We start from the raw sequence: 23,714 nt of genomic DNA, 5'->3' as shown, positions 1-23,714 counted from the left end.
AACTCCTTGGCACACAGAACGACATGGCTACGATCCGACTTCCGAGCGAGCGCGGCGCGCCCCCGCCGCCGTCGGCGACGGTCGCGCAGGCGCGCACCCAGCGCGGCACCAGCAGCACGGGGAGGCGCGCCAGCGCCGCCAGCGGGTCGAGCGACGCGGCCAGCAGCCGGCTCCACTCGGCGAGCAGCGTGGCGCGCGCCTCGGCGGCCTCCGCGCGCTCGCGCGCCGCCCGCTCGTCGGCGTGCAGCGCGCGCGCCTCCAGCAGGTTCTCGACGCGCAGCAGCACCTCGGTCGCCTCGAACGGCTTGGTCACGAAGTCCCGCGCCCCGAGCGCCAGCGCGCGCTCGCGCGCCTCCCACGTCGCGTCGGCGGTGAGCACCAGCACCGGGCGGTACTCGTCGGACGGCGTCGCCGCGCGCAGGTCGGCCAGCACCTCCAGCCCGTGGCGGTGCGGCATGTGGAGGTCGAGCAGCACGAGGTCGGGGCGGTGCCGCTCGGCCAGCGCCGACGCCTCGCGCGCGTCCTGCGTGCGCACCAGCGACCCGTACCCCTCCCCCTCCAGCAGCGCCTCCAGCAGGTCGAGGTTCGCCAGCTCGTCGTCGACCAGCAGGATCGTGCACGCGCGCAGCCGCGCGCGGCGCGCCGGGTCGGGCGGCGGGAGCGCGACCTTCACCTGCGACGGCGCGGTCACGCGTCGCCCTCCGCGCCGTCCGGCAGGAACTTCCCGAGCACGCGCAGGAACTCGTCGACGTCGAGCGGCTTGGTGAGGTACGCGTCGGCGCCCGAGGCGCGCAGCCGCTCCAGCGACTGCGGCGTCGCGTCGGCGCTGACCACGATCACCGGGATCCCCGCGGTGCGCGGGTCGGCGCGCAGCCGGCGCAGCACCTCGTCGCCCGGCAGGTCGGGGAGGTGCAGGTCGAGCAGCACCGCGTCGGGGACGTGCTCGCGCGCCAGCTCGACGCCGAGCTGCCCCTGCAGCGCGGGGATCGTCTTCCAGCCGGGGCGCGCGAGCAGGATCGTCTCCACGAGCGACAGGTTGGCGAGGTTGTCCTCGATGTAGAGCAGCGTCGCCGCGCGGTGCGGGACGTCGGGGACCGCGAACGTACCCGTCGACTCCAGGTCGTGCCACGGCTCGGTGGCCGCGCCGAGGTCGAGGCGGAAGGTGCTCCCCGTGGGGCCCGTGGCCTCGAGCGTCAGCGCCCCGCCCATCGCCTCCGACAGGCGGCGCGACAGGGCGAGGCCGAGCCCCGTCCCCTCGACCTCCGTCGTCTCGGCGCCGAGGCGCGCGAACGGGACGAACAGCTGGTCGACGCGCTCGGGGGCGATGCCGGTCCCGCCGTCCTCCACGCGCACCGACCACCCGCCGTCCGGCGCGACGCCCGCGGCCAGGCGCACGAAGCCCCCCGGCCGGTTGTACTTGATGGCGTTCGACAGGAGGTTCAGCAGCACCTGCACCAGCCGCTGCCGGTCGGCGAGCACGAACGCCTCGCGCGGCCACGCCCCCTCGCGCAGCTCGACGCCCGCCTGCTGCGCCAGCGGGCGCACCAGCCCCACCGCCTCCTGCAGCGCCGGCGCGAGCGCCACCGGCTCCAGCGAGAAGCGCTCGCGCCCCGCCTCGATGCGCGCGATCTCCAGCACCTCGTTGATGAGGTGCAGCAGGTGCCGCCCCGCCTTGAGGATGTGCTGCACCGAGCGCGCGTGCGACGGCGGCAGCTCGACGCGCCCCAGCAGCTGCGCGAAGCCGAGGATCGAGTTCATCGGCGTGCGCAGCTCGTGGCTCATGCGCGAGAGGAACTCGCTCTTCGCCCGGTTCGCGCGCTCGGCCTCCTCCTTGGCGCGGGCCAGCGCCTCCTCGGCCAGCTTGCGGTCGGTGACGTCGCGCGCGAACGCGATGATCCCCTGGCCGACGCTGCTCACCGAGATGGTGCGCGCCACGTACTCGAACACGCGGTACTGCCCCGCGCGGTTGCGCACGCGGTACGTCGTCGTGATCGTCTCGCCCGGGTGCTCGGCCAGCCACGCCAGCTCGCGCATCGCGGTCGGCGCGTCGTCGGGGTGCATCTGGTCGGTCGGGCGCTGCCCGCGCAGCTCCTCGGGGGTGAGGCCGAGCAGCCGCTCGACCGACGGCGCGACGTAGGTGATCGCCCCCGTCGCGTCGCAGATCAGCACCATGTCGCTGGCGTTCTCGATCAGCCCGCGGAAGTGCTCCTCGCGCTCGCGCAGCGCCAGCTCGGCCGTCTTCTGCTCGGTCACGTCCTGCGACGAGCCGACCACGCGCACCAGCGTGCCGTCGGGCGCCGCCACCACGTGCCCGCGCGCGAACAGGTGCCGCACGGCGCCGTCGGGGAGGAGCGCGCGGTGCTCGAACGCGAACCCCTCGCGCCGCACCAGCGCCTCGTGCGCGACGCGCCGCGCCAGCTCGCGGTCGTCCGGGTGCACGAGCGCCAGGTACCCCCCGAAGTCCGGCGGCGCGGCGTCCTCGGGCACGCCGTAGAGCGCGCACAGCACCGGGTCCCACCGCACCTCGCCGGTCGCGACCTCCCACCGCCACGAGCCGATGCGCGCCATGCGCTGCGTCTCGCGCAGCTCGGCCTCGCGCTCGTGCAGCGCCCGCTCGGTCACCTTGCGCGAGGTGATGTCGCGCACCACGGCGATGCGCGCCCCGTCGCCGATCGGGAAGAAGCGCGCCTCGTAGTCGCGCAGCTCGCCGCCCAGCGGGAGCTGGTAGTCCACCGTCACCAGCTCGTCGGGCGCGGCGGCCAGCGCGGCGTCGAAGCGGTCGATGATCGCCGCCGGCATCACGTCGCGCAGCCGGCGGCCGAGGAACACCTCGGGCGGCACGTACAGCCGGTCGAGGCTCGACGCGCGGTAGTCGAGCACGCGCAGCTCGGCGTCGAGGCGGAAGTACAGGTCGGGGAGCGCCTGGAAGATCCCCTCCAGCTCGCGCGTGCGCGCCAGCAGCGCCTCGCGCGCCGACGCGTGCCCCGCCACCTCCTGCGCCAGCGCGGCGTTGCTCGCCGCCAGCTCCGCGGTGCGCTCGGCGACGCGCTGCTCCAGCGCCCCGTTGGCCTGGCGCAGCGCCGCCTCCGCCGCCTTGCGGTCGCCGACGTCGCGCGCCGAGGCGAGCAGCCGGTCGACGCCGCCGACGGTGACGCGGCGCAGCCGCACCTCCCCCCACACCGGACGCCCGTCCTCGTGCCGCCCCTTCCACTCGAAGCGCTGCGGGTCGCCGTCCGCCGCGCGCCGCGCGCGCCGCAGCGCGTCGGCCATCCGGAAGCCCGGGTCGTCCCCCGCCAGGATCGGCAGCCCGGCCGCCTTCTGCGCCTCGGCCGGGTGGCCGTACATCTCCTCGGCGGCGCGGTTGACCTCGAGGATCGCCAGCGTGTCGACGTCGTGCAGCCACATCGCGTCCGAGGCGTGCTCGAAGATCCCGCGGTAGCTCGCCTCGCTGTCGCGCAGCGCGCGCTCGGCGCGCTTGCGGTCGCGGATGTCGCGCACCAGCGAGAGCACGCGGTCCTGCCCGCGGATCGACACGCGCTGCAGGCTCACCTCCACCCACAGCGCCTCGCCGGTGTCGTGGCGGATCGACATCCACTCCTCGCGCACCAGCTCCCCGTCGGCGGCGCGGCGCAGCAGCTCGCGCGCCCGCGCCTGCGTGAACGGGGCGCCGCCGTTGGCGATCAGCGCCAGCCCGTCCTCGCCGCGCAGCTGGTCGAGCGACACGCCGCTGAACCAGCACGCCTGGCGGTTCGCGTCGAGGATCCGCCCCGTCTCGACGTCGTGGACGAAGATCGCGTCGTTCGACGCGTCGAAGATCGCGCGGTAGCTCTCCTCCGACGCGCGCAGCGCGGCCTCGGTGGCGCGCAGGTCGGTGACGTCGACCGACACGCCCACCACGCGCGGGTGCCGCCCGGCGTCCCACACCAGCTGCGCGCGCGTCTGCAGCAGCCGCACCGCGCCGTCGGGGCGCACCACGCGGTACTCCGCGGTCACCGTCCCCGCCTCGCCGCCGAGCCGCGCGAAGCTCTCCGCCAGCACCTCCCGGTCCTCGGGGTGCACGAGCGCGCGGTACTCGGCGCGCGTGCGCGGCGCCTCCGCCGGCGACACGCCGAGCAGGCGGCACTGCCCCTCCGACCAGTGCACGCGGTCGTGGTGGACGTCCACCCACCAGCTCCCGTGCCCGGTGATCCGCTCGACCTCGCGCGTCAGGTCCTCGCGCTCCGCCAGCGCGGCGTCGGCCTCGGCGCGCTCGGCGGCCTGCAGCTCGGGCGCCAGCCGCTCCGCCAGCCCGACCAGGAACGCGCGTTCGAGGTCGGTGAACGGCCCCCCGGGGCGGCGGGCGCGCAGCGCGCCGGCGACCCGCCCGCGCACCAGCACCGCGACGTCGAGCGACCCGTCGGCGGCCGTCACGACGTCGGTGACCGCCAGCGCGTCGAAGTCGGGGGGCGCGCCGCGGTCGGGGAGGCGCAGCAGGCGCGCCGCCTCCGAGCAGTCGGGGAGCGGAGGGTGGTGCAGCAGCGTCGCGGTGCCGCCCCCGGCGACCACGCGCCACAGCGCCATCCCCTCGGCCCCCAGCGCCGCTGCCGAGTCGGCGAGCAGCGCCTGCCCGGCGGCCATCGGGTCGTCCCACGCCCGCCGGCGCATCGCGGCGAGCAGCGCGCCGAGCGCCGCCGACGCGGTCGCGGTCAGCGGGGCGGCGACGGCCGCGGTGGGGCGGGGGGACGGCACGGCGGACGACATCGGCGGGGGCGGCCGGGAAGGGGCGGGGACGGCCGAAGATGCGTCTCCGGCCGTACCCCGGAGATTGCCCCGCGGCGACCCGGACGGAATGGGTCGAATGTCCCGGGCAGCCGACGGGCCGCGCTACCGCTGGTCGGCCGGCAGCGCGGCGAACCAGGCCGCGTAGGGCGTGCTCTTGGCGAGCCGCCGGTTGTGGTCGGGGGCGCCGTCGGTCCACCACGGCGGGCCCCGCTCCCCGAGCGCGCGCTTGGCCCGGTCGACGGCGGCGCGGGCGGCGGCGAGCGCCTCGTCGTCCTTCGCGCGGCGGGCGTCGCCGACGGCGCGGCGGGCCTTCATCAACTGCCGGACGCGGGCGTCGCGCTCGTCGGGCGCCAGCGTCGGGTCGGAACAGCGCCAGAGACGGCCGCGGACGACGAAGTAGCGGCCGTCGGGGGTCACCGGATAGCGCACGGCGTCCCGACGGCCCCGCGGGTCAGCACTTGTTCTTGTTCTTGCACTCCTTGTCGTTGCCGTTGTTGGTGCTCCCGCCGCCGGCGCCGCCGCCACCCCCCGCGGCGCCGCCGCCCGTCGAGCCCCCGGTGCTCCCGCCGTCGCCGGTGGAGCCACCACCGGTCGCGCCGCCGCCCGTGGAGCCGCTGCCGCCCGTCGAGCCGCCGGTGGTCCCGCCGCCGGTCCCGGTCTCGGAGCCCGTCCCGGCGGAACCCGTGCCGCCGGTACCAGAGCCGCCCGAGGACCCGCCGGTCGAGCCGCCCGACGACGACCCGCCGGAAGACGAGCCACCGGACGAGGACCCGCCCGAGGAGGACCCGCCCGAGGAGGACCCGCCCGACGAGGAGCCGCCCTGCCCGCCGGTCTCGGACGCGGCGCCACCGCCGCCGCTCGCCCCGCCGGTGGCGCCGGAGACGTTCTGCGCCGCCCCGTTCAGCGAGCCGCTCGCCGAGCTGCCCAGCGCGTTGGTCGCGCCGATCACCCCCGCCCCGACCAGCGACACGAGCAGGGCGTACTCCACCATCGTGGCGCCGGCGTCCTCACGGAGGAGGCGGCGCAGGAGGGAGCGGGTGCGGGGGGCGGGCATGGGCGGGGCGGGCGGGGGGAGGTCCGGCGTCGGACCGGGGACGCGCAAGATCGGTGGAACCTTGCGAGTCCGCAATGTTGACCCCGTCCCACACCCCCCGGTCAGCCCTCGGGACGCGCCGCCGGCTGCAGGTCCACGCTCGTGTGGCGGTCCTTCGACCGCACCGTCACCAGCACCAGCTGACGCACCGGCACCCGCCCGACCCGCTCCGCCGGCCGGAAGCGCCACTGCGGCAGCACGGCCAGCAGCCGCTCGGCGAGCTCGGGGTCGCTCTCGGGGAGGAACTCGAGCAGCCCGGGGACGACCTTCCCGTCCACCCCGACCACGATCCGCGCCCGCACCTCGCCGTCCTCGCGTGACGACACGGGGCGCGCCCGCCCGGCCAGCGTCGCCGACCGCGCGACCTCCCCCGCCGAGTAGACGCGGCGCGCCGAGTCGGGGTCGGCCAGCGCGCGTCGCAGGGCGGGGACCGGCGCGGCGAGCGGCGACCGGGGCGCGTGGGCGCAGGCGGTCGCGAGCAGCAGGGCGGGCAGGACGACGGAGCGGAGCACGGCGGACATCGCGATGGACCGGTGGGAAGCGACGACGACCACGGAATCTCTAGGTGGCACGCGCTGAGACGGCGAGACCCGCCCCGCGGTCACGCCGCGACCGTCACGCCCGCCGCCCGCCACCCGCCGCCCGGTGTCCGGGGAAGCCCGACACGCGCGTGGGGCGCCGCCGCCGACGTCGCGAGCTTCACCCGACGCCCCGCCCCCTCCGGCTTCCGTACCCTGCACCCCACGGCGCATCCCGCGCTCGTCGCTGTCGTCCGGAGGCCCCATGTCCGCCGTCCCGCTCCCGCTCCCCGAACTTCCCGCGCCGACGGCGCGCCCCGTCCACCTGCGCCCGCCCCGCCCCGCCCCCTCGGCGGCCACGGTGCTCGTGGCCAGCGACGGCCGTCCGGAGGCGCTGGGCGCGGTCCGCACGGCCGCGCACCTCGCCACGCACCTGCGCGCGACGCCGGAGTTGCTGGCGGTCGTCCCGCCCGTGGTCGGGTACGGGATGGAAGCTGACGCGATGCTGGCGCTCGCGCTCGAGCAGGAGCAGCGCGAGGCGGTGCGGCGCTCGGTGGACGCGCAGCGCGCCGCGGTGGGCGTCGCGGGCGACGGATGGGAGCCGGCGGTGCGCGTCGGTCCGCCGGCGGTGGCGATCGCGGACGCGGCGCGCGGGCGGGCGGCGCTCGTCGTCATGGGGATCGGGCGCCACCGCCTGTCGGACCGCCTGCTCGGCGGCGAGACGGCGCTGCGGGTGCTCCGGATGGCCGACGCCCCCGTGCTCGCGGTCCCGACGACCGCCGACGGGCGCTTCCGGCGCGCCGTGGTGGCGGTGGACTTCTCCCTCCCCAGCGTGCGGGCCGCCGAGTCGGCGGCGATGCTGCTGGCGCCGGGGGGGATGCTGTCGCTCGTCCACGTCCGCCCGCAGGTCGACCACCCGAGCGCGACCGCGGCGGCGTGGGACGAGGCGGCGGGGCGGCGGGTGCGCGAGCTGCTCGCCCGCCTCCGCGCCCGCCTGGAGCGCCTCGCCCGCGGCGAGAACGCCGGCGCGCCCGGCCGGCCGCCGACCATCGGCGACGCGGTCTTCGCCGGCGACCCGGCCGAGGAGCTGATCGGCTACGCGCAGTGCGTCGGCGCCGACCTGGTGGCCGTCGGCAGCCAGGGGACGGGCGCCCTCTCCCGCCTCCTGCTCGGCAGCGTGACCGCCGACGTGCTGCGCGGCGTCGCCGAGCGCATGCCCGAGTGCGCGGTCCTCGCCGCCCCGGCCCCGCGCGCGGCCGCGGCCGCCGAGCGGCTGGAGCGCGAGCTGCTCGGCACCTCGGAGTGGTTCGACCGCGGCGAGTGGGGGCTGGTCCTGCGCGGCTTCGCCGAGCGGAACGCGGGGCGCCGGGCGGTCCTCGAGATCGACGACGTGGCGGTCGGGGCGCAGGTCGCGGTGCGCGGCTACCCGCTGGTCGGCGCGGCGTACGACCCGCACGACGGGCGCGTCGAGGTGATGCTCGGCGACCCGCGCGAGCCGCGGCGCCACCTCACCCGGTCGCTCGGCGCGCTCGTCTCGGTCGCGGTGTGCACGGGGCTCGACGGGCGCGACGCGGCGCTGCGGCTGGAGCACCGGGGAGGGGGGCAGACGCTGGTGCGGTTCGAGGAGTGAGGGCGTCCCTTGGCTCGGCACGGCGTAGAGCGGGGTGACCCGAACCCCAGGGTACGGCGTAGAGCGGGGTGAACCGAAAACAGGGGACGTTCGCAGAGCGGGGTACGGCGGACCCACAGCCTTGAGCCGGTAGGTCCGCGGTATCCCGGTCTTCGGTTCACCCCTTGGTTCGGTTCACCCCGATCTGCGCCCTGTCCTGAAGTGCGCCGGACCCCGCTCTACGCCGTTCTAAGCCTGGTAGGGCCCCCCGACTTCCCCCCATCCCCACCTCGGCATCGGCGCGTCGAGCACCGGCGTCACCCCGTCCTGCGAGTTGATCACCGCGAGCCGCGACCCCCACTCCAGGTAGGACACGAACGCCGAGCGGAACTCCGGGTCGTCGGGGAGGCCGACGGCGTCGGCGGTCTCGCAGAGCAGCGCCACCCACCGCGTGCGCTGCGCCGGCGTGAGGCGGCGCGCGAGGTGGTGCGACAGCATCGCCGCGTGGCCCCCGTGCCCGGCGCTGTACTCGGCGGGCCCGCCGAACACCTCGGCGAGGAAGCGCGCGACGTGCGCCGGGTGGTCGGGGGACATGTGCGCGAACACGGGGCCGAGCAGCGGGTCGGCCGGGACGCGGGCGTAGAAGGCGGCCGTGAGCCGCTCCAGGGCCGGCATCCCGCCAGCCCATTCGTAGAGGGTGGGGGTCGTCACGCGCCCACGGTGCGGCCGCGGCGCGCGCGTCGCCAGCTACCCGTTCAGGGAGGCCGCCGGCAGCTCGAACGCGAACTCGGCGCCCGCGCCGGGGGCGCTGCGCACCGCGATCCGCCCGCCGTGCGCCTGCACGATCCCCTGCGCGATCGCCAGCCCGAGCCCCGCGCCCGCGCGGCGCGTCTCGCGCGCCTGCCAGAAGCGGTCGAACAGGTGCGGCTGATGCTCGGCGGGGATCCCGGGGCCCGTGTCGGCGACGGCCAGGCGCGCGCCGCCGGCGGTGCGCGCGGCGCGCAGCGTCACCGTCCCGCCGGCGGGCGTGAACTTGAGCGCGTTGCCGAGCAGGTTGCCGAGCGCCTGCAGCAGCCGCTCCGCGTCGGCGTCGACCGCGGGGAGCGGCGCGTCGGCGTCGACGGCCAGCGTCAGCCCGCGCTCCGCCGCCAGCGGCGCGAACTGCTCGCGCGCGCGTGCCACCACCTCGCCCAGCGGCACCGGCTCGCGGTCGACCGCCAGGCGCCCCGCCTCGATCGCGGTGACGTCGAGCAGGTCGCGGATGATGCGCTCCATCCACTCCGCCGAGTGGCGCACGACGCCGGCCAGCTCGGGCGCCTGCGCCGGGTCGCCGGCGGAGAGCGCGGCCGCGCACATCTTGATCGTCGCCAGCGGGTTGCGCAGGTCGTGCGCGACCACGCCGAGCACGACGTCGCGGGCCTCGGTGGCGCGGCGCGCGGCGTCGACCAGGCGCTGGCGCTCGACCGCGTGGCGGAGCGCGCGCCGCAGCCCGGCCGCGGTGACCGTCCCCTTCACGAGGTAGTCCTGCGCGCCGGCGCGCATCGCGCGCAGCGCCACCGCCTCGTCATCGAGCCCCGTGAGGACGACGATCGGCAGCGTCGGCGCCGCCTCGCGCGCCTGGCGCAGCGTGTCGAGCCCGCGCGCGTCGGGGAGCGACAGGTCGAGCAGCACGACGTCGGGCGCCGCCTCGGCGAGCGCGGCGCGCGCGTCGCGCAGCCGCGTCACCCAGCGCACCGCCGCGCGCAGCGGCGCGTGCCCGTCGTCCGCCTCCTCCGCCTCGTCGAGCAGCGCCTGCAGCAGCCCCGCGTCGCCCGCGCTGTCCTCGACCAGCAGGACGTCGAGCGGGCTCGCCGCGCCGGCCGCCGCGTCAGACATCGGCCGGGCGCACGACGACGCCGCCCCAGAACTCGACCAGCGCGCGCACCGCGGCGAAGTGCGCGTCGAGGTCGGCCGGCTTCACGACGTAGGCGTTGGCGTGCAGCGCGTACGCCTCGCGCACGTCGGCGGCGGCGCGCGAGGTGGTGAGCACGACCACCGGGACGTCGCGCAGCGCCGGGTCCCCCTTCACCGCGGCCAGCACCGCGCGCCCGTCGAGCTTCGGGAGGTTGAGGTCGAGCAGCACGAGCCCCGGGCGCGGCGCGTCGGCGTGCGCCCCCTCGCGCCGCAGCACGCGCAGCGCCTCCGCCCCGTCCGTCGCGACGGCGAGGCGGCAGGGGAGCGCGGCCTCGCGCAGCGCCTCGCGCGTCAGCTCGACGTCGCCGGGGTTGTCCTCGACCAGCAGGAGCTCGAGCGGCTTCACCGCGTCCTCACGGCGTCACGCGGACGGGTCGGGGATCGTGAAGTGGAACGCCGCCCCCGCGCCCGGCGCCGACTCGGCGCGGATCGTCCCGCCGTGGCGCTCGACGATCTTCTTGCAGATCGCGAGCCCGACGCCGGTGCCCGGGTACTCGGCGCGCGTGTGCAGTCGCTGGAAGACGACGAAGATCTGGTCGGCGAACTCGGGCTCGAAGCCGATGCCGTTGTCGCGCACCGTGAAGCGCCACGCCGCCCCCTCGCGCGCCGCCGTCACCTCGACGCGCGGCGCCGCGTCGGGGCGGCGGAACTTGAGCGCGTTGGCGACCAGATTCTGGAAGAGCTGCTGCAGCTGCCCCGCGTCGGCCGTCACGGTGGGGAGCGCGCCGACCGCCACCTCGCCGCCGCTCTCCTCGAGCGCGGGGCCGAGCCAGCGCAGCACGCCGGCCATCACGTCGCCCGTGTCGACCGGGGCGAGGGCGCGCCCCTGCGTGCCGACGCGCGACAGCGCGAGCAGGTCGTGGATCAGCGCCTGCATCCGCTGCGCCCCCTCGACCGCGAAGCGGATGTACGTGTCGGCCTGCGGGTCGAGCCTCCCCTGGTAGCGGCGCGCCAGCAGCTGCGTGTAGCTGGCCACCATGCGCAGCGGCTCCTGCAGGTCGTGCGACGCGACGTAGGCGAACTGCTCCAGCTCCGCGTTCGAGCGCTGGAGCGCGGTCTCGTAGCGCCGCCGCTCGGTCACGTCGCGCACGACCGCGTTGTACATGCGCCGCCCGTCGACGTCCACGCGCGAGATCGACACCTCGGCGGGGAACTCCTCGCCGCTCTTGCGCAGCCCGAACACCTCGCGCCGCTCCCCCATGCGCCGCGCCGTCTCGTGCGCGGCGGCGAAGCGCGGCAGGTGCTCGGCGTGGTGCTGCGGGCGGTAGCGCGCCGGGATCAGCATCTCCAGCGGCTTCCCCACCACCTCGGCCGCGCTCCACCCGAAGATCTCCTCGGCGCCGCGGTTGAAGAGGTGGATGCGCTCCTCCGCGTCGATGGAGATGATCCCTTCGCTGGCGAGTTGGACGATGCCTTCGAGGAGCGCCGCGTTGAGCATGGTGCCATCATACGGCGGGAGTCGTCACAGCGGGAGTCTTCACCGCGGGAGTCGCTACTGCGCAGTGTGCGCGGTCCCGACTCCCGCCGTGTCGACTCCCGAGGTCGCGACTCCCGCCGTTCCGCCGAGGAGCAGGTCGCGCGCGTCGGAGCCTGCGCGACTCGCGATCTCGTCCGTCGGCAGGTCGTTCCGGTCCGTCCCGAACGGCTCCTCGATCTCGCCGGCCAGCAGCTCGAGCCCCATGGTGGCGAAGAAGACGAGCATGCTCGCGATCACCGAGCCGTAGCCGAACTCGGGGACGAGGCCGAACGGGAGCACGAGCGCGTAGATCAGCACGAACTGCTTGATGTAGGAGCTGTACGAGAACGGGATCGGCGTGTTGCGGATCCGCTCGCAGACGCCGGTGACGTCGTCGAAGGCGACGAGGAGCGGGGTGAGGGCGACGGTGGCCTCGCGCGGGAGGGCGCCGGCGCCGACGTCGCGGTGGACCTGGCGCGCGAGCGCGCGCACCACGCCGTTGGGGACGTGCGCCCCCGGCTCGCCGCGCGGGCGCCGCAGGTGCGCGGCCAGCGCCGCCGGGTACTCGGCCAGCAGCGCCGCGTAGCGCGCGCGCTGCGGCGCGTCGTCGTCGAGCAGCGCGTCCAGCTGGTGCGACAGGGCGCGCGTCACGTTCAGCAGCTGCCCCCACGCGCGCCGCCCCTCCCACCACCGGTCGTAGGCGGTGTTGGTCCGGAACACGAGCAGCAGGCCGAGGATGATGCCGAGGATCGACAGCACGGACGGCCCGAGGGGGACGGCCGCGTGCAGCACGTCGAGCTCCGCCCACGCCACCAGCGCCGCCCAGACCCCCGCGCCCAGCACGTCGAGGAACAGGGTGCGGAAGACCGGGCTCCGCGGCAGGTCGAGGAGGATCCGGCCCCAGTTCTTCGGGTCGTAGGTGATCATGGCGCGGGAAGCTAACCTTCCCGGCATGCCGCACCTCCTCCAGCTCCGCTGCCTCCCGCCGTCGGGGGAGGCGGGGGCGCGCTACCCGTTCACGGTGCCCGCGGTGCGCGCCCTCGCCGGGCTGCCGGACGGGCTGCCGCTCGACGCGCCGGTGACGTGCTTCGTCGGGGAGAACGGCTCGGGGAAGTCGACGCTGCTCGAGGGGCTGGCGGCGGCGTGCGGGCTGCCCGCGGTCGGCAGCGACGAGGTGGCGCACGACCCGACGCTGGAGCCGGCGCGCGTCCTCGGGAGGCGCCTCAAGCTGGCGTGGCGCGCGCGCACGACGCGCGGCTTCTTCCTGCGCGCCGAGGACTTCTTCGGCTTCGCCAAGCGGCTGGCCCGCCTGCGCGCCGAGCTGGAGGCGCGGGCCGACGAGGTGCGCGCCGAGTACGCGGCCGCCGACCGCTCGGCGTGGGCCACGGGGCTCGCGCTGGGGCCGCTCAAGGGGTCGATCGCCGACATGGAGCGCCGCTACGGCGCCGACCCCGACGCGCGCTCGCACGGCGAGAGCTTCCTCACGCTGTTCCAGGCGCGGCTGGCGCCGAAGGGGCTCTACCTGCTCGACGAGCCCGAGGCCGCGCTGTCGCCGCAGCGGCAGCTGGCGCTGCTCGCGATGCTGCGCGACGCGGTGGCCGAGGGGTCGCAGTTCGTGCTGGCGACGCACTCGCCGCTGCTGCTGGCGTACCCCGGCGCGCGGCTGTACAGCTTCGACGACCCGCCGCCGCGCGCGGTCGCGTGGGAGACGCTGGAGCACGTGCGGCTCACGCGCGACTTCCTCGCGGCGCCCGAGCGGTTCCTCCGTCACCTTTGAAGAGCATGAGACAGGATTGACAGGAAACCGGGGGAGAGACTCCAGCCTCGAGTCTTTCCCCTAGTTTCCTGTCAATCCTGTCTGCCGTTCACATGGCCAACATCCGCAAGACCCTCCCCTTCGTCGTCCTCCTCGTCGCCGTCGTCGCGGTGGTCGCGACCATCCGCCGCTGGACCGACGCGAGCGCCGGGAGCGCGGCGGTCGGGCGCGCGGCGGAGTGCTACTACGACGGCGACGCGCGCCGCGACTGCCCGACGCCGCGCACGGGGCCGGCCGCCGACACGGCGTGGCTGTGGGCGGCCGCGGTCGACACGCTGTACACGCGCGCCGACGGGGCGGTGGGGCCGGCGACGCTGATCGCGCTCGTCGCGCGGCTCGCCGAGCTCCCGCCGGCCGGCCCGGCCGACACGCTGGCCCGGGCGCTGACGGCCGCCGCCCCCGCGCTCGCCCCCGACACCGCCGCCGCGCCGCGCGCCGCGCGCTGCGCCGCCGCGCCCCCGGGGGCGCTCGCCACGCCGGTGTGGACGATCGGCGCCAAGCAGCGCGCCTACGACGCCGAGACGGCCGCCCGCGCGGTGGCCGGCCGGGCGCGCGGGCGCGACGAGGCGCTCCCCCCGCGCGGCCTGCTCGCCCTCTCCCGCCCCGCCGTCGTCGGCCGCTGGGCCGCCCTGTACGCCGAGCGCACCATCGTCCCCGAAGCCGCCGGCGCCCCCGCCGTCGTCGAGCGGCGCGTCGTGCTCGCGTCACGGCTGCCGGACGGGCGGTGGCGGGCCGTGCGAATCGTGAGCATCTAAGAGGGCGGCGCGTGGGACGCTGCGGGCTGCGGAATGCGGGTTCGGATCCGCAGCCCGCAGCCCGCAGCGCCCCACGCACCGCCGCGTCCCCCACGCACCCAGACAGGAGTCCCATGCGCCGACTGCTCGCCGCGCTCCTCGCGCTGCCGCTCGCCGTCCCGGCGGCGCGCGCGCAGGCGCCCCTCCCGACGCCCGCCCGGTTCCTCGGCTTCGAGCCCGGCGAGGACCGCAAGCTCCCGGAGTGGAAGCAGGTCGTCTCGTACTTCGAGGCGCTCGACCGCGCGTCGCCGCGCGTCACGGTGCGGACGCTCGGCAAGACCACGCTCGGCCGCCCCTTCCTCGCCGCGTTCTTCGCCGACTCGGCGACGCTCGCCGACCTGCCGCGCTACGAGGAGATCCAGCGCAAGCTCGCCGACCCGCGCCTGCTGAGCGGCGACGCCGAGCGGCGGCAGCTGGTCGCCGACGGCAAGGTCGTCGTGCTGATCACGTCCAGCATCCACTCGACCGAGGTCGGCGGCTTCCTGTCGCCGCTGCGCCTCGCCGAGCGGCTGGCGGGCGGCGAGGACGACGAGGCGCGCGCCGTGCGCGCGAACGCGATCACCATCCTCGTCCCGTCGCTCAACCCCGACGGCGTCGACATCGTCGGACAGTGGTACAAGTCGTCGCTCGGCACGCCGTGGGAGGGGAGCGGGCCGCCGACGCTCTACCACCACTACACGGGGCACGACAACAACCGCGACTGGTACGCGTTCACGCAGGTCGAGACGCAGATGGTCGTCGACTCGCTGTACGGGAAGTGGCACCCGCAGGTGGTCAACGACATCCATCAGCAGGGCGCCGGCGGGTCGCGCATCTTCATCCCGCCGTACATGGACCCCATCGAGCCGAACATCGACCCGGTGCTGATGGCCGGCGTGGCGCAGATGGGGAAGGCGATGACGTGGCGCATGCTCGCCGACGGCTTCACCGGGATCGCCAACAACACCGCGTACGACGCCTGGACGCCGGCGCGCGCGTTCCAGCACTACCACGGCGCGATCCGCATCCTCACCGAGACCGCGAGCGCGTCGCTCGCCACCCCGGTCAGCATCCCGTTCGACTCGCTGCGCGCCGGCTACAACGTCGACGCCAAGGTCGCCAACGTCGACTTCCTCGCGCCCTGGCAGGGCGGGAAGTGGACGCTGAACGACATCGTGACGTACCAGACCGCGGCCAGCTGGGCGCTGCTGGCGCAGGCGGCCGACGACCGCGCGCAGTGGCTGCAGAGCGCCGCCCGCGTGCAGGCCAACGCGGTCGCCGGCAGGCGCGCCCCCGGCCGCGGCGACTGGCCGGCGACCATCGTCATCCCGCCGCAGCCGGCGCGCGACACCGCGGTCAACGCCGTCGTGCGCATCCTCCAGCGCGGCCAGGTCGAGCTGCGGCGCGCGACCGCGCCGTTCACCGCCGGCGGCAAGAGCTACCCGGCGGGCGCGCTGCTCGTGCACACCGCGCAGCCCTACGGCGCCTTCGCCAAGGCGCTGCTCGAGGTCCAGCGCTACCCGAACCTGCGCGAGTACCCGGGCGGCCCGCCCAAGCGCCCGTACGACGTCACCGCGCACACGCTCCCGCTGCTCTACGGGATCGACGTCGCCCTCGTCCCCGACTCGGTGGAGGCGCCGAGCGCGCCGGTGACGCCGCAGGCGCAGACGCGGTGGGCGGCGCGCGGGCTGACGGACAACAAGGCGCGCCGCGTCGCGGTCTTCCACAACGAGAGCCCGTCGATGGACGAGGGGTGGACGCGCTGGCTGCTCGACCAGCACCGCATCCCGTTCACGCTCGTGAGCGCGCGCGAGCTGCGCGCCGGCAACCTGGGGGCGCGCTTCGACGCCATCCTCCTCCCCGAGCAGGCGGCGCGGCAGATCGCGCGCGGCCCGACGGGCGCGTACCCCGACTCGCTCAAGGGCGGCGTGGGCGAGGAGGGGGCGGCGGCGCTGAAGGCGTTCGTCGAGGGGGGCGGCACGCTCGTCGCGCTCAACGACGCCAGCGAGTACGCCATCGAGGCGCTGCAGCTCCCCGTGCGGAACGTGCTCGCCGACCAGCGCCCGACGCAGTTCTACGCCCCGGGCTCGATCTTCCGCGTGGAGCTCGACCGCGCGCACCCGCTGGCGGCCGGCTTCACCGCCCCGCAGCCGATGGTGTGGTTCGAGGCGAGCCCCGCGTTCGAGGTCACCGACCCGGCGCGCGCCTCGGTGGTCGCGCGCTACCCGGCGCAGGGCGACCCGCTCCTCTCCGGCTGGCTGCTCGGCGGCGACAAGCTCGCGGGGAAGGCGGCGATGGTCGACGTGACGCTCGGGAAGGGGCACGTCGTGCTGTTCGGCTTCCGCCCGCAGTACCGCGCGCAGAGCATGGCGACGTACCCGCTGCTGTGGAACGCGCTGCGCCCGATCCCGGTTCGGCCGTCGGCGCGCACCGCCGCGACGCGCTGAGCCGCGCCGACCCTCACCGATCCGACCCGTCCCATGTCCCTCCGCACCTCGCTCCTCGCCGCCGCCGTCGCCGCGCTCGTGCCGGCCGCGGCGCACGCCCAGCGGCTGACGCTCACCAGCCCCGACCTGTCGCGCGACGCGAAGATCGGCAACAAGTTCGTCTTCAACGGCTTCGGCTGCTCGGGGCAGAACGTCTCGCCGGCGCTGGCGTGGCGCAACGCGCCGGCCGGCACCAAGAGCTTCGCCGTCACCGTGTACGACCCCGACGCGCCCACCGGCAGCGGGTGGTGGCACTGGCTGGTCTACAACATCCCCGCCTCGGTGACGTCGCTCGCGCAGGGCGCCGGGAGCACGAACGCCGCCGCGCTGCCGGCCGGCGCCGCGCAGGGGAACACCGACTTCGGCGCCAAGGGGTACGGCGGCCCGTGCCCGCCGCAGGGCGACAAGCCGCACCGCTACGTGTTCACCGTGCACGCGCTCAAGGTCGACAAGATCGACGTGCCCGCCAACGCGACGGCGGCGATGGTCGGCTTCACCCTGAACGCCAACCGGCTGGCCACGGCCACCTTCACGGCGCGCTACAACCGCTGACCGCGGGGGCCGGGGGCGGGGCGCGCTCATGGCGCCGCCGTCACCTGCCGACACTGGAGGGGGCCCCCGGCTTCGGCCACGGGGCCCCTCGTCGTCTCCCGCCCCCGACCTCCCCGCCCGCCGTGCCCCGCAGGCCGCTCACCGCCTACTTCAACACCACCTTCGCGCGCCTCGGCGTGTGCGTGGTGACCGTCGTCGCGCTGGCGTCGGTGGCGATCGACCGGCTGATGCACACGACCAGCCTCGACGCGGTGGTGAACGCGCCGCGCGTGGACGTGGTGGCGCCGGTGGAGGGGACGATCGTCGAGGTGGCGGCGCGCCCGGGGGAGGCGGTGGCCGCCGGCGCCGCGGTGGCGCTGCTGCGCCGCGCCGAGTGGACGCAGGGGGTCGACCAGGAGGCCGGCGCGCGGCTGGCGCAGCTGCGCGCCCGCGTGGTGGCGGTCGACACGCAGGCCGGGACGCTGCGGCGCCTGCGCTGGCTGCTCAAGGTGCGCGTCATGAAGCACCAGGCGAGCACGGTCGCGCAGCTCGACGAGCAGGTGCGCTGCGCCGACGCGGCGGCCGCCGAGCACCGCGCCGCGCAGGACCGGCTGGCGGCGCTGGTCGCCCGCAACGGGGCGACGCAGGCGGAGGTCGACCGCGCCCGCGCCGAGCGCGCGGCGGCCGACGGGCAGCTGGCGCGGGTGAAGGAGATGGGCGACGCGGCGCGCGGCGGCGTGCTCACCGACTTCGGCGCGCAGGACGTGTCGTACTCGCAGCAGCGCATCGACGAGCTGACGGTGCAGATCGCGGCGCTGGAGCGCGAGTCGGCGCTGGCGCACGCGGAGCTGGACGCGCTGGCGGCGCGCCTCGGCCCGACCTTCGGCGCGGCGGCCGATTCGGCCGCGCCGTCGGCCGGACGGGGCGACGCCGCCACCCTCCCCGCCGACGTCTCGGGGACGGTCGCGGTGCCGAGCGCGGTGCGGGGCGTGGTGTGGTCGGTGCCGCACGCGCCGGGGAGCCTGGTGATGAAGGGCGCGGTGCTGGCGACGCTCGTCGACTGCGCCGACGTGTACCTGGAGGCGCGGGTGTCGCCGCGCGACGAGGCGGGGATCGAGCCCGGGATGCCGGTGCGGTTCCGCTTCGCCGGCGCGTCGGACGAGATGACGGGGCGCGTGGCCTACGTGCGCGGCGGGGCGGTGCGCGACGAGGCGGCGACGGTGGCGCGGCTGGCGACCGAGGCGCGGGCCGCCGCCGACGCGCGCGTGGTGATCACCCCCGACCGCGGCGGCTTCGGCGCCGCGCCGGCGAACTTCTGCCGCGTCGGCCGCTCGGCCAAGGTGCGCTTCGGCGGCGGGCGGGTCGAGACCGCGCCGGCGGCGCGCGCGCTGTCGTGGCTGCGCCGGGCGGTGCCCGCGCGGCTCGCCGCGGGCTGACGCGCGCACGCGGCGCGCCCGGTGTTCGACGTCGCGCCCGAGTGGGTGCCGCTCCTCGTCGCCACGCTGTTCTTCGTCGGGCTGGCGCCGTCGCTGCCGCGGCGGTCGGGGTGGGGGCGCGGCGCGATCGCCGGCGCGACGCTGCTCCTCCTGCTGCGCTACGTCTGGTGGCGGTGGGACGCGACCGTGCGCCCGCTGGAGGCCGACTGGGGGGCGGAGTTCGTCTGGAGCTGGACGTACTTCCTCGCCGAGCTGGCGCTGGCCGTCGAGTCGCTGCTGTTCTTCCTGCTGATGAGCCGCACCGTCGACCGCAAGGACGACGCGGACGCGCACGAGGCGTGGGTGCGCGCGCAGCCGGCGGCGGCGCTGCCGACGGTGGACGTCTTCATCCCGACGTACAACGAGGGGTGGGACGTGCTGGAGCGCACCATTGTGGCGGCGTGCGTGCTCGACTACCCGAACTTCGGGGTGCACGTGCTCGACGACGGCGCGCGCCCGTGGCTCGCCGAGCGGTGCGCGGAGCTGGGGGTGCGGTACCACGTGCGCCCCGACCGGCGGCACGCGAAGGCGGGGAACATCAACCACGCGCTCACCGTCACCGACGGCGACCTGGTGCTGGTGCTCGACGCCGACTTCATCCCGCAGCGCGACTTCCTGGCGCGGACGGTGGGGTTCTTCCGCGACCCGTCGCTCGGGGTGGTGCAGGTGCCGCACCACTTCTTCAACAGCGACCCGCTGCAGGCCAACCTCGGGCTGCACCAGCGCTACTCCGACGACCAGGAGTTCTTCTTCCGCGACATCATGCCGGCGCGCGACGCGTGGGGCGTGGCGTTCTCGTGCGGGAGCAACAGCCTGACGCGGCGCGCCGCGCTCGACGCGATCGGCGGCGGGATCCCGACCTCGTCGATCACCGAGGACATCCTGTCGAGCATCGTGCTGCTGCAGAAGGGGTGGCGGACGATCTACCTCAACCAGCGGCTGGCGCGCGGCCTCGCCCCCGAGGGGCTGCCGGCGATGTACACGCAGCGCGCGCGGTGGGCGCGCGGCGGGATCCAGACGATGCTGATCCCCGAGGGGCCGGTGCGCGCGCGGGGGCTGACGCCGCTGCAGCGGCTGTTCTTCCTCCCGATCCCGTGGATCACGGCCAACCTGTGCCTGCCGCTGGTGTGCCTCGGCCCCCTGCTCTTCATGTGGGGCGGGCTGATGCCGGTGCGCGAGGCGACGGGGCCGGACCTGATCGCGTACCAGCTGCCGATGCTGCTGGCGACGCTGTGCGCGACGCCGCTGCTGTCGCGCGTGCAGCGCAACCCGCTCATCGCCTGCGCGTACCAGCTCTTCCTGTCGTTCCGCCTCGCGCCGGCGGTGCTGCACGCGATGGTGCGCCCGTTCGCGGTCGGGTTCCAGGTGACGCCCAAGGGGAAGGACGCGCAGCGCGTGCAGGCCGACGTGCGCGCGGTCGTGATCTCGGTGGGCGTCATCGCGCTCACCGTGGCGGGGATCGTGGTGAACGAGCTGCCGGCGTACCAGCGCGTGCCGGCCGACTACTTCGTGACGCCGAGCGTGCTGTGGGGCGGCGTGTCGATCGCCGTCATGCTGATCTGCCTGATGATGGCCTACGAGATGCCGCGCTTCCGGCAGGACGAGCGGTTCGTGGTGGACGAGGCGCACGACGCGACGCTGTTCCCCGCCCCGCCGGCGCCCGACGCGGAGGGGGAGGACGCGGCGGCGCGGCCGGTGACGCGCGGCGCCGTCACGGTGCTCGACCTGTCGATCAGCGGCGGCGGGCTGCGCGGGGTCCCCGACGCGCGCCCGGGCGACCGCATGGTGCTGCACCTCGCCGGCGTCGGCGACCTGGCGTGCCGCGTGGTGCGCCGGATCGGGAAGGACGGCGCGGGGGTGGTGTTCGACGCGCTGGAGGGGGCGCCGCGCTGGTACCTGATCGCGAAGGTGTTCGCGCACGGCTACGAGAACCACGGGCGGCACGTGCGGCAGGCGGGGGCGCTGCGCGCGCTCTGGGTGCGGCTGACCGGGATCGGGACGGCGGGGACGGTGCGCGACGGCGAGGCGGTGCGCGCCCCGAAGCGGCCGCCGCTCCTGCCGCGCCTCGACGTCCCGCCCGAGGCGGCGTACCCGCGGCTCGCCGCGGCCGCCCGTGCGCTGGAGGCGGGGACGACCGAAGTGCGGGTCGAGGTGGCGCGCCGCGCGGCGTGATCCGATCTTCCGGGCCTACCCTCTCGCCCGCGCCGCCATGCTCCTCGTCCAGCCGCCGTCCCCGCCGCCCGCCGCCGAGCAGATCGCGGCCGCCGTCCTCCCCCTCCCCGCCGAGCAGCGCGCGAGCGCCACGGTCCTCGGCTACGACGCGGGCGGGAGGCTCGTGACGCTGCGCGAGGGGACGGGCGCGATGCGCTGCCTCGCCGACGACCCGAAGCAGGAGAACTTCCACGTCGCCTGCTACCACAAGGCGCTGGAGCCCTTCATGGCCCGCGGCCGCTCGCTGCGCGCCGAGGGGGTGACGGGGACGCAGGTCGACACGGTGCGCTTCAAGGAGATCGCGGCCGGGAAGCTCGACATGCCGCGCACCGGCGGCGCGCTCTACACGCTCACCGGCCCCGCCGGCAGCTGGAACGCGGCGACCGGCAGGGCGACCGGGACGCGTCCGCTGTTCGTGTACTACATGCCCTTCGCGACCGCGGCGACGACGGGGATCAGCGAGAAGCCGTCGGGGAGCGAGCCGTGGCTCATGTTCCCCGGGACGCCGAAGGCGCACGTGATGCTGGTGGGGACGATGAGTCCCTGATGGGGCGTTCTCAATAACGGCGTTCTCAGGTACGGCGTGGTCTGGTACGGCGTGGTCTGATACGGCGTGAACTGCCACCGATGGGTGAGCGTCACGCCGTATCAGACCACGCCGTTATTGAGAACGCCCCACCTGAGAACGCAGTACCTGTCCCATGATCTTCTCGACCGCCCGCTCGGCTTCCTCCGCCGTCTCGCGCGGGAGGGCGAGCAGCGCGCGCAGCAGGCGCCGGAGGCGGACGGCGCGGCGGCGGCGGAGGGAGGGGGGGAGCGGGCGCACACTCGGGGTACGGCGGGCGGGCGTCCGGCGTTGGAGCGTGCGCGGGCGTCGGGGACGGCGGGGTGACGGCGGTGTCACCGCCGCGCGCGGGGCGCGGGTGACGCGGGTCACACGGCGCGCCGGCACTCCCGCCAAACGCGTGTATCCACTACTAGTCCACGCGCCCGCGCCCAACCGCACTTGCTCCGCCTCCGCCCCCGCCACGTCCTCCTCGCCGCCGCGCCGGCCGCGCTGATCCTCGCGATCGGCGGGGCGAGCGCGTTCGCGCTGCGGCGCGTCGCCGCGACGGCGGCCGAGGTGCGGCGCACCGAGCAGGCGCTGCGCGTGGTGGAGAACGTGCACGCCTCGGTGGCCGACATCGTCATCGACGCGCGCGGGTTCGTCCTCACCGGCGACTCGTCGCTGCTCGTGGGGCAGGAGGCGCGGCGCGCAGACGCGATGCGCGGGCTGGCCGCGCTCGACGGGCTGGTGCAGCTCGACCCGGGGCTCGGCCCGCGCGTGCGCGCCTTCCGCAGCGTCACCGCGACCCGCCTCGCGCTCACCGACTCGATCCTCGCGCTCCCGCCGACGACGCGCCGCCGCCCCGCGCCGGCGCTCGCCGAGCAGGTGCGGCGCGGCTCGGTCGTCATGGACTCGCTGCGGGCGGAGCTCGAGGAGCTGGAGCGCTCCGTCGAGCGCGCGCTGAGCGAGCGGGAGCGCAACGACGCGCAGGTCCGCGACCTGACGCTCGTGCTGCTCGTCGGCGGCGGCGTGCTGGCCGCGGTGGTCGGCGTCGGCGTGCACCTCGTGCTGTCGGGGCTCCTCGCCCGCGCCCGCGCGCAGGCGGCGGACCTCGAGAAGACCAACGCCCGCCTGCGCGAGCAGGCCGCCGAGCTGGCGACGCGCCGCGAGCGGCTGGAGGACGGCGCGCTGGCGCTGGAGCTGGCCAACGAGCAGCTGCGCGAGCAGGCGACGGAGCTCGAGCTGCAGACGCACCAGCTGCAGGAGCAGACGGTCGAGCTGGAGTCGGCCAACGACGCGCTGCGCGAGGGCGCGCTCCGCGACCAGCTGCTGTTCGAGCGCGCGCCGCTCCCGATGTGGATGTTCGACTCCGAGACGCTGCGCTTCCTGGCCGTCAACGACGCCGCGGTGGAACGCTACGGCTGGTCGCGCGAGGAGTTCCTCGGCCGCACGATCCGCGACATCCGCCCGCCCGCCGACGTGCCGATGGTCGAGGCGCTGGCGCGCGACCACACCGACGGCGACACCACGCGCCGCGCCGTCCGCCACGTCACCAAGGACGGGCGCGTGCTGCAGGTGGTGGTGGTCTCCCACGACGCGGTGCTCGAGGGGCGGCGCGTCCGCATCGTCACGGTGGAGGACGAGACGGCGCGCACCGAGGCCGAGCGGGCGCGCGTGGCGCTCCAGCGGCAGCTGCTGCAGGCGCAGAAGATGGAGGCCGTGGGGCGGATGGCGAGCGGCGTCGCCCACGACTTCAACAACCTGCTGACCGCGGTGCGCGTCAACGTCGAGAACGTGCTCGAGTCGCTCCCCGCCGAGAGCCCGTTCCGCGCCGACCTCACCGACGCCGACGACGCGATCAGCCGCGCCACGTCGCTCACCCGCCAGCTGCTGACGATCGGGCGGCAGCAGCACGCCGACCGCCGCCCGGCCGACTTGGGCGTCGTCGTGCGCGACGCCGAGCGGCTGATGCGCCGCCTGGTGGGGGAGCGGGTGCACGTGGAGCTGCGCCTCGCCGAGCGCCCGCTGGTGGTGCTGGCCGACGTCGCGCGGCTGGAGCAGGTGCTCGTGAACCTCGCGGTCAACGCGCGCGACGCGATGCCCGCCGGCGGCACGCTCACCGTCGCCACCGCGCGCCGCCTCGCCGTCCCCCCCGACGGCACCGGTGGGGCCGCGCGCGCGTGGGCGGTGCTGGCGGTGCGCGACACGGGGCACGGGATGGACGCCGACACGCGCGAGCGCATCTTCGAGCCCTTCTTCACGACCAAGGCGCCGGGCGTCGGCACGGGGCTCGGCCTCGCGACGGCGTTCGGGATCGTGCAGCAGGACGGCGGCTTCTTCGTCGTCGACTCGGCGCCCGGCGAGGGGGCGCGCTTCGAGGTGTTCCTCCCGCTGCAGCACGACGACGCGCCGCGCCCTCCGGGCGCCTACGCCGGCCCGCCGCCCGGCGCCGCGCGCCCCACGCCGGTGCGCGCCGGCCCGGCGG

General features: G+C 76.2%; 19 protein-coding genes. 9 read left to right on the top strand and 10 right to left on the bottom strand.

Annotation, left to right across the window (positions count from 1 at the left end; all coding sequences use genetic code 11):
* The 5 genes from PYV61_RS04695 to PYV61_RS04675 all read right to left on the bottom strand — a co-directional run.
* Positions 1-691: response regulator (locus PYV61_RS04695; protein ID WP_275828848.1), on the bottom strand; the 691-nt coding region annotated here is incomplete at its 3' end.
* Entirely contained in the window at positions 688-4,728 is a 4,041-nt protein-coding gene (locus PYV61_RS04690) for a PAS domain S-box protein (RefSeq protein ID WP_275828846.1), read from the bottom strand. The genes PYV61_RS04695 and PYV61_RS04690, both read right to left, overlap by 4 nt.
* Positions 4,729-4,863: 135 nt before the next feature.
* Positions 4,864-5,190: a hypothetical protein gene (locus PYV61_RS04685; protein ID WP_275828844.1), complete on the bottom strand. Its 327-nt coding sequence runs from the start codon at positions 5,188-5,190 to the stop codon at positions 4,864-4,866.
* A 22-nt stretch (positions 5,191-5,212) separates the two neighbouring features.
* Positions 5,213-5,815, bottom strand: a complete 603-nt coding sequence (locus tag PYV61_RS04680) for a hypothetical protein (RefSeq protein WP_275828842.1) — start codon at positions 5,813-5,815, stop codon at positions 5,213-5,215.
* A 101-nt stretch (positions 5,816-5,916) separates the two neighbouring features.
* Entirely contained in the window at positions 5,917-6,375 is a 459-nt protein-coding gene (locus PYV61_RS04675; protein ID WP_275828840.1) for a hypothetical protein, read from the bottom strand.
* Positions 6,376-6,637: 262 nt separating this feature from the next.
* Between PYV61_RS04675 and PYV61_RS04670 the strand changes: the two genes are divergently transcribed.
* Complete coding sequence (locus tag PYV61_RS04670; protein ID WP_275828838.1) at positions 6,638-8,002, top strand: universal stress protein; 1,365 nt, start codon at positions 6,638-6,640, stop codon at positions 8,000-8,002.
* A gap of 228 nt (positions 8,003-8,230) precedes the next feature.
* Here the strand turns inward: PYV61_RS04670 and PYV61_RS04665 are convergent, their stop codons facing one another.
* From PYV61_RS04665 to PYV61_RS04645, 5 genes are read right to left on the bottom strand one after another with little or no spacing between them, the layout of a single operon-like run.
* Positions 8,231-8,692 carry a group II truncated hemoglobin gene (locus tag PYV61_RS04665; RefSeq protein WP_275828836.1) on the bottom strand — a complete coding sequence of 154 codons (462 nt, stop codon included), beginning with the start codon at positions 8,690-8,692 and terminating at the stop codon, positions 8,231-8,233.
* Positions 8,693-8,728: 36 nt separating this feature from the next.
* Positions 8,729-9,856, bottom strand: coding sequence for a hybrid sensor histidine kinase/response regulator (locus tag PYV61_RS04660; RefSeq protein WP_275828834.1), 1,128 nt, complete (start codon positions 9,854-9,856; stop codon positions 8,729-8,731).
* A complete protein-coding gene (locus PYV61_RS04655; protein ID WP_275828833.1) occupies positions 9,849-10,280 on the bottom strand; it encodes a response regulator in 432 nt (143 codons plus the stop codon). Before PYV61_RS04655 ends, PYV61_RS04660 begins: the two co-directional genes overlap by 8 nt.
* Positions 10,281-10,295: 15 nt before the next feature.
* Entirely contained in the window at positions 10,296-11,372 is a 1,077-nt protein-coding gene (locus PYV61_RS04650) for a PAS domain-containing sensor histidine kinase (protein ID WP_275828831.1), read from the bottom strand.
* Positions 11,373-11,426: 54 nt separating this feature from the next.
* Entirely contained in the window at positions 11,427-12,317 is an 891-nt protein-coding gene (locus PYV61_RS04645) for a bestrophin family protein (RefSeq protein ID WP_275828829.1), read from the bottom strand.
* Between the two features lie 25 nt (positions 12,318-12,342).
* On the opposite strand from PYV61_RS04645, the gene PYV61_RS04640 reads away from it, so the two are divergent.
* From PYV61_RS04640 to PYV61_RS04605, 8 genes are all read left to right on the top strand, one after another.
* Positions 12,343-13,167, top strand: coding sequence for an AAA family ATPase (locus tag PYV61_RS04640; protein ID WP_275828827.1), 825 nt, complete (start codon positions 12,343-12,345; stop codon positions 13,165-13,167).
* A 92-nt stretch (positions 13,168-13,259) separates the two neighbouring features.
* Positions 13,260-13,961: a hypothetical protein gene (locus PYV61_RS04635; RefSeq protein WP_275828825.1), complete on the top strand. Its 702-nt coding sequence runs from the start codon at positions 13,260-13,262 to the stop codon at positions 13,959-13,961.
* 113 nt (positions 13,962-14,074) lie between these two features.
* Positions 14,075-16,426, top strand: coding sequence for a M14 family zinc carboxypeptidase (locus PYV61_RS04630; protein ID WP_275828823.1), 2,352 nt, complete (start codon positions 14,075-14,077; stop codon positions 16,424-16,426).
* A 33-nt stretch (positions 16,427-16,459) separates the two neighbouring features.
* The gene (locus PYV61_RS04625; protein WP_275828821.1) at positions 16,460-17,017 is read left to right on the top strand and encodes a YbhB/YbcL family Raf kinase inhibitor-like protein; all 558 of its coding nucleotides are present in this window, start codon (positions 16,460-16,462) and stop codon (positions 17,015-17,017) included.
* A gap of 122 nt (positions 17,018-17,139) precedes the next feature.
* On the top strand, positions 17,140-18,432 hold the full coding sequence (locus PYV61_RS04620; protein WP_275828819.1) for an HlyD family secretion protein: 1,293 nt from the start codon (positions 17,140-17,142) through the stop codon (positions 18,430-18,432).
* A 21-nt stretch (positions 18,433-18,453) separates the two neighbouring features.
* Positions 18,454-20,643 carry a glycosyltransferase gene (locus PYV61_RS04615; protein WP_275828817.1) on the top strand — a complete coding sequence of 730 codons (2,190 nt, stop codon included), beginning with the start codon at positions 18,454-18,456 and terminating at the stop codon, positions 20,641-20,643.
* A 37-nt stretch (positions 20,644-20,680) separates the two neighbouring features.
* Complete coding sequence (locus PYV61_RS04610) at positions 20,681-21,229, top strand: hypothetical protein (RefSeq protein ID WP_275828814.1); 549 nt, start codon at positions 20,681-20,683, stop codon at positions 21,227-21,229.
* Between the two features lie 459 nt (positions 21,230-21,688).
* The coding region (locus tag PYV61_RS04605) for an ATP-binding protein (protein WP_275828812.1) at positions 21,689-23,714 on the top strand (2,026 nt) is incomplete at its 3' end.

Source organism: Roseisolibacter sp. H3M3-2 (genome assembly GCF_029211165.1).
In the GTDB taxonomy this organism is placed as follows: Bacteria; Gemmatimonadota; Gemmatimonadetes; order Gemmatimonadales; family Gemmatimonadaceae; genus Roseisolibacter.
Note: the sequence above shows the minus strand (reverse complement) of the source record. Positions and strands in the feature narration are given on the sequence as shown.

Coding starts and splice junctions, on each gene's coding strand:
- PYV61_RS04680 (WP_275828842.1), bottom strand. CDS start 5,815: ATGCCCGCCCCCCGCACCCGCTCCCTCCTGCGCCGCCTCCTCCGTGAG.
- PYV61_RS04635 (WP_275828825.1), top strand. CDS start 13,260: ATGGCCAACATCCGCAAGACCCTCCCCTTCGTCGTCCTCCTCGTCGCC.
- PYV61_RS04640 (WP_275828827.1), top strand. CDS start 12,343: ATGCCGCACCTCCTCCAGCTCCGCTGCCTCCCGCCGTCGGGGGAGGCG.
- PYV61_RS04630 (WP_275828823.1), top strand. CDS start 14,075: ATGCGCCGACTGCTCGCCGCGCTCCTCGCGCTGCCGCTCGCCGTCCCG.
- PYV61_RS04625 (WP_275828821.1), top strand. CDS start 16,460: ATGTCCCTCCGCACCTCGCTCCTCGCCGCCGCCGTCGCCGCGCTCGTG.
- PYV61_RS04645 (WP_275828829.1), bottom strand. CDS start 12,317: ATGATCACCTACGACCCGAAGAACTGGGGCCGGATCCTCCTCGACCTG.
- PYV61_RS04675 (WP_275828840.1), bottom strand. CDS start 6,375: ATGTCCGCCGTGCTCCGCTCCGTCGTCCTGCCCGCCCTGCTGCTCGCG.
- PYV61_RS04660 (WP_275828834.1), bottom strand. CDS start 9,856: ATGTCTGACGCGGCGGCCGGCGCGGCGAGCCCGCTCGACGTCCTGCTG.
- PYV61_RS04610 (WP_275828814.1), top strand. CDS start 20,681: ATGCTCCTCGTCCAGCCGCCGTCCCCGCCGCCCGCCGCCGAGCAGATC.
- PYV61_RS04670 (WP_275828838.1), top strand. CDS start 6,638: ATGTCCGCCGTCCCGCTCCCGCTCCCCGAACTTCCCGCGCCGACGGCG.
- PYV61_RS04650 (WP_275828831.1), bottom strand. CDS start 11,372: ATGCTCAACGCGGCGCTCCTCGAAGGCATCGTCCAACTCGCCAGCGAA.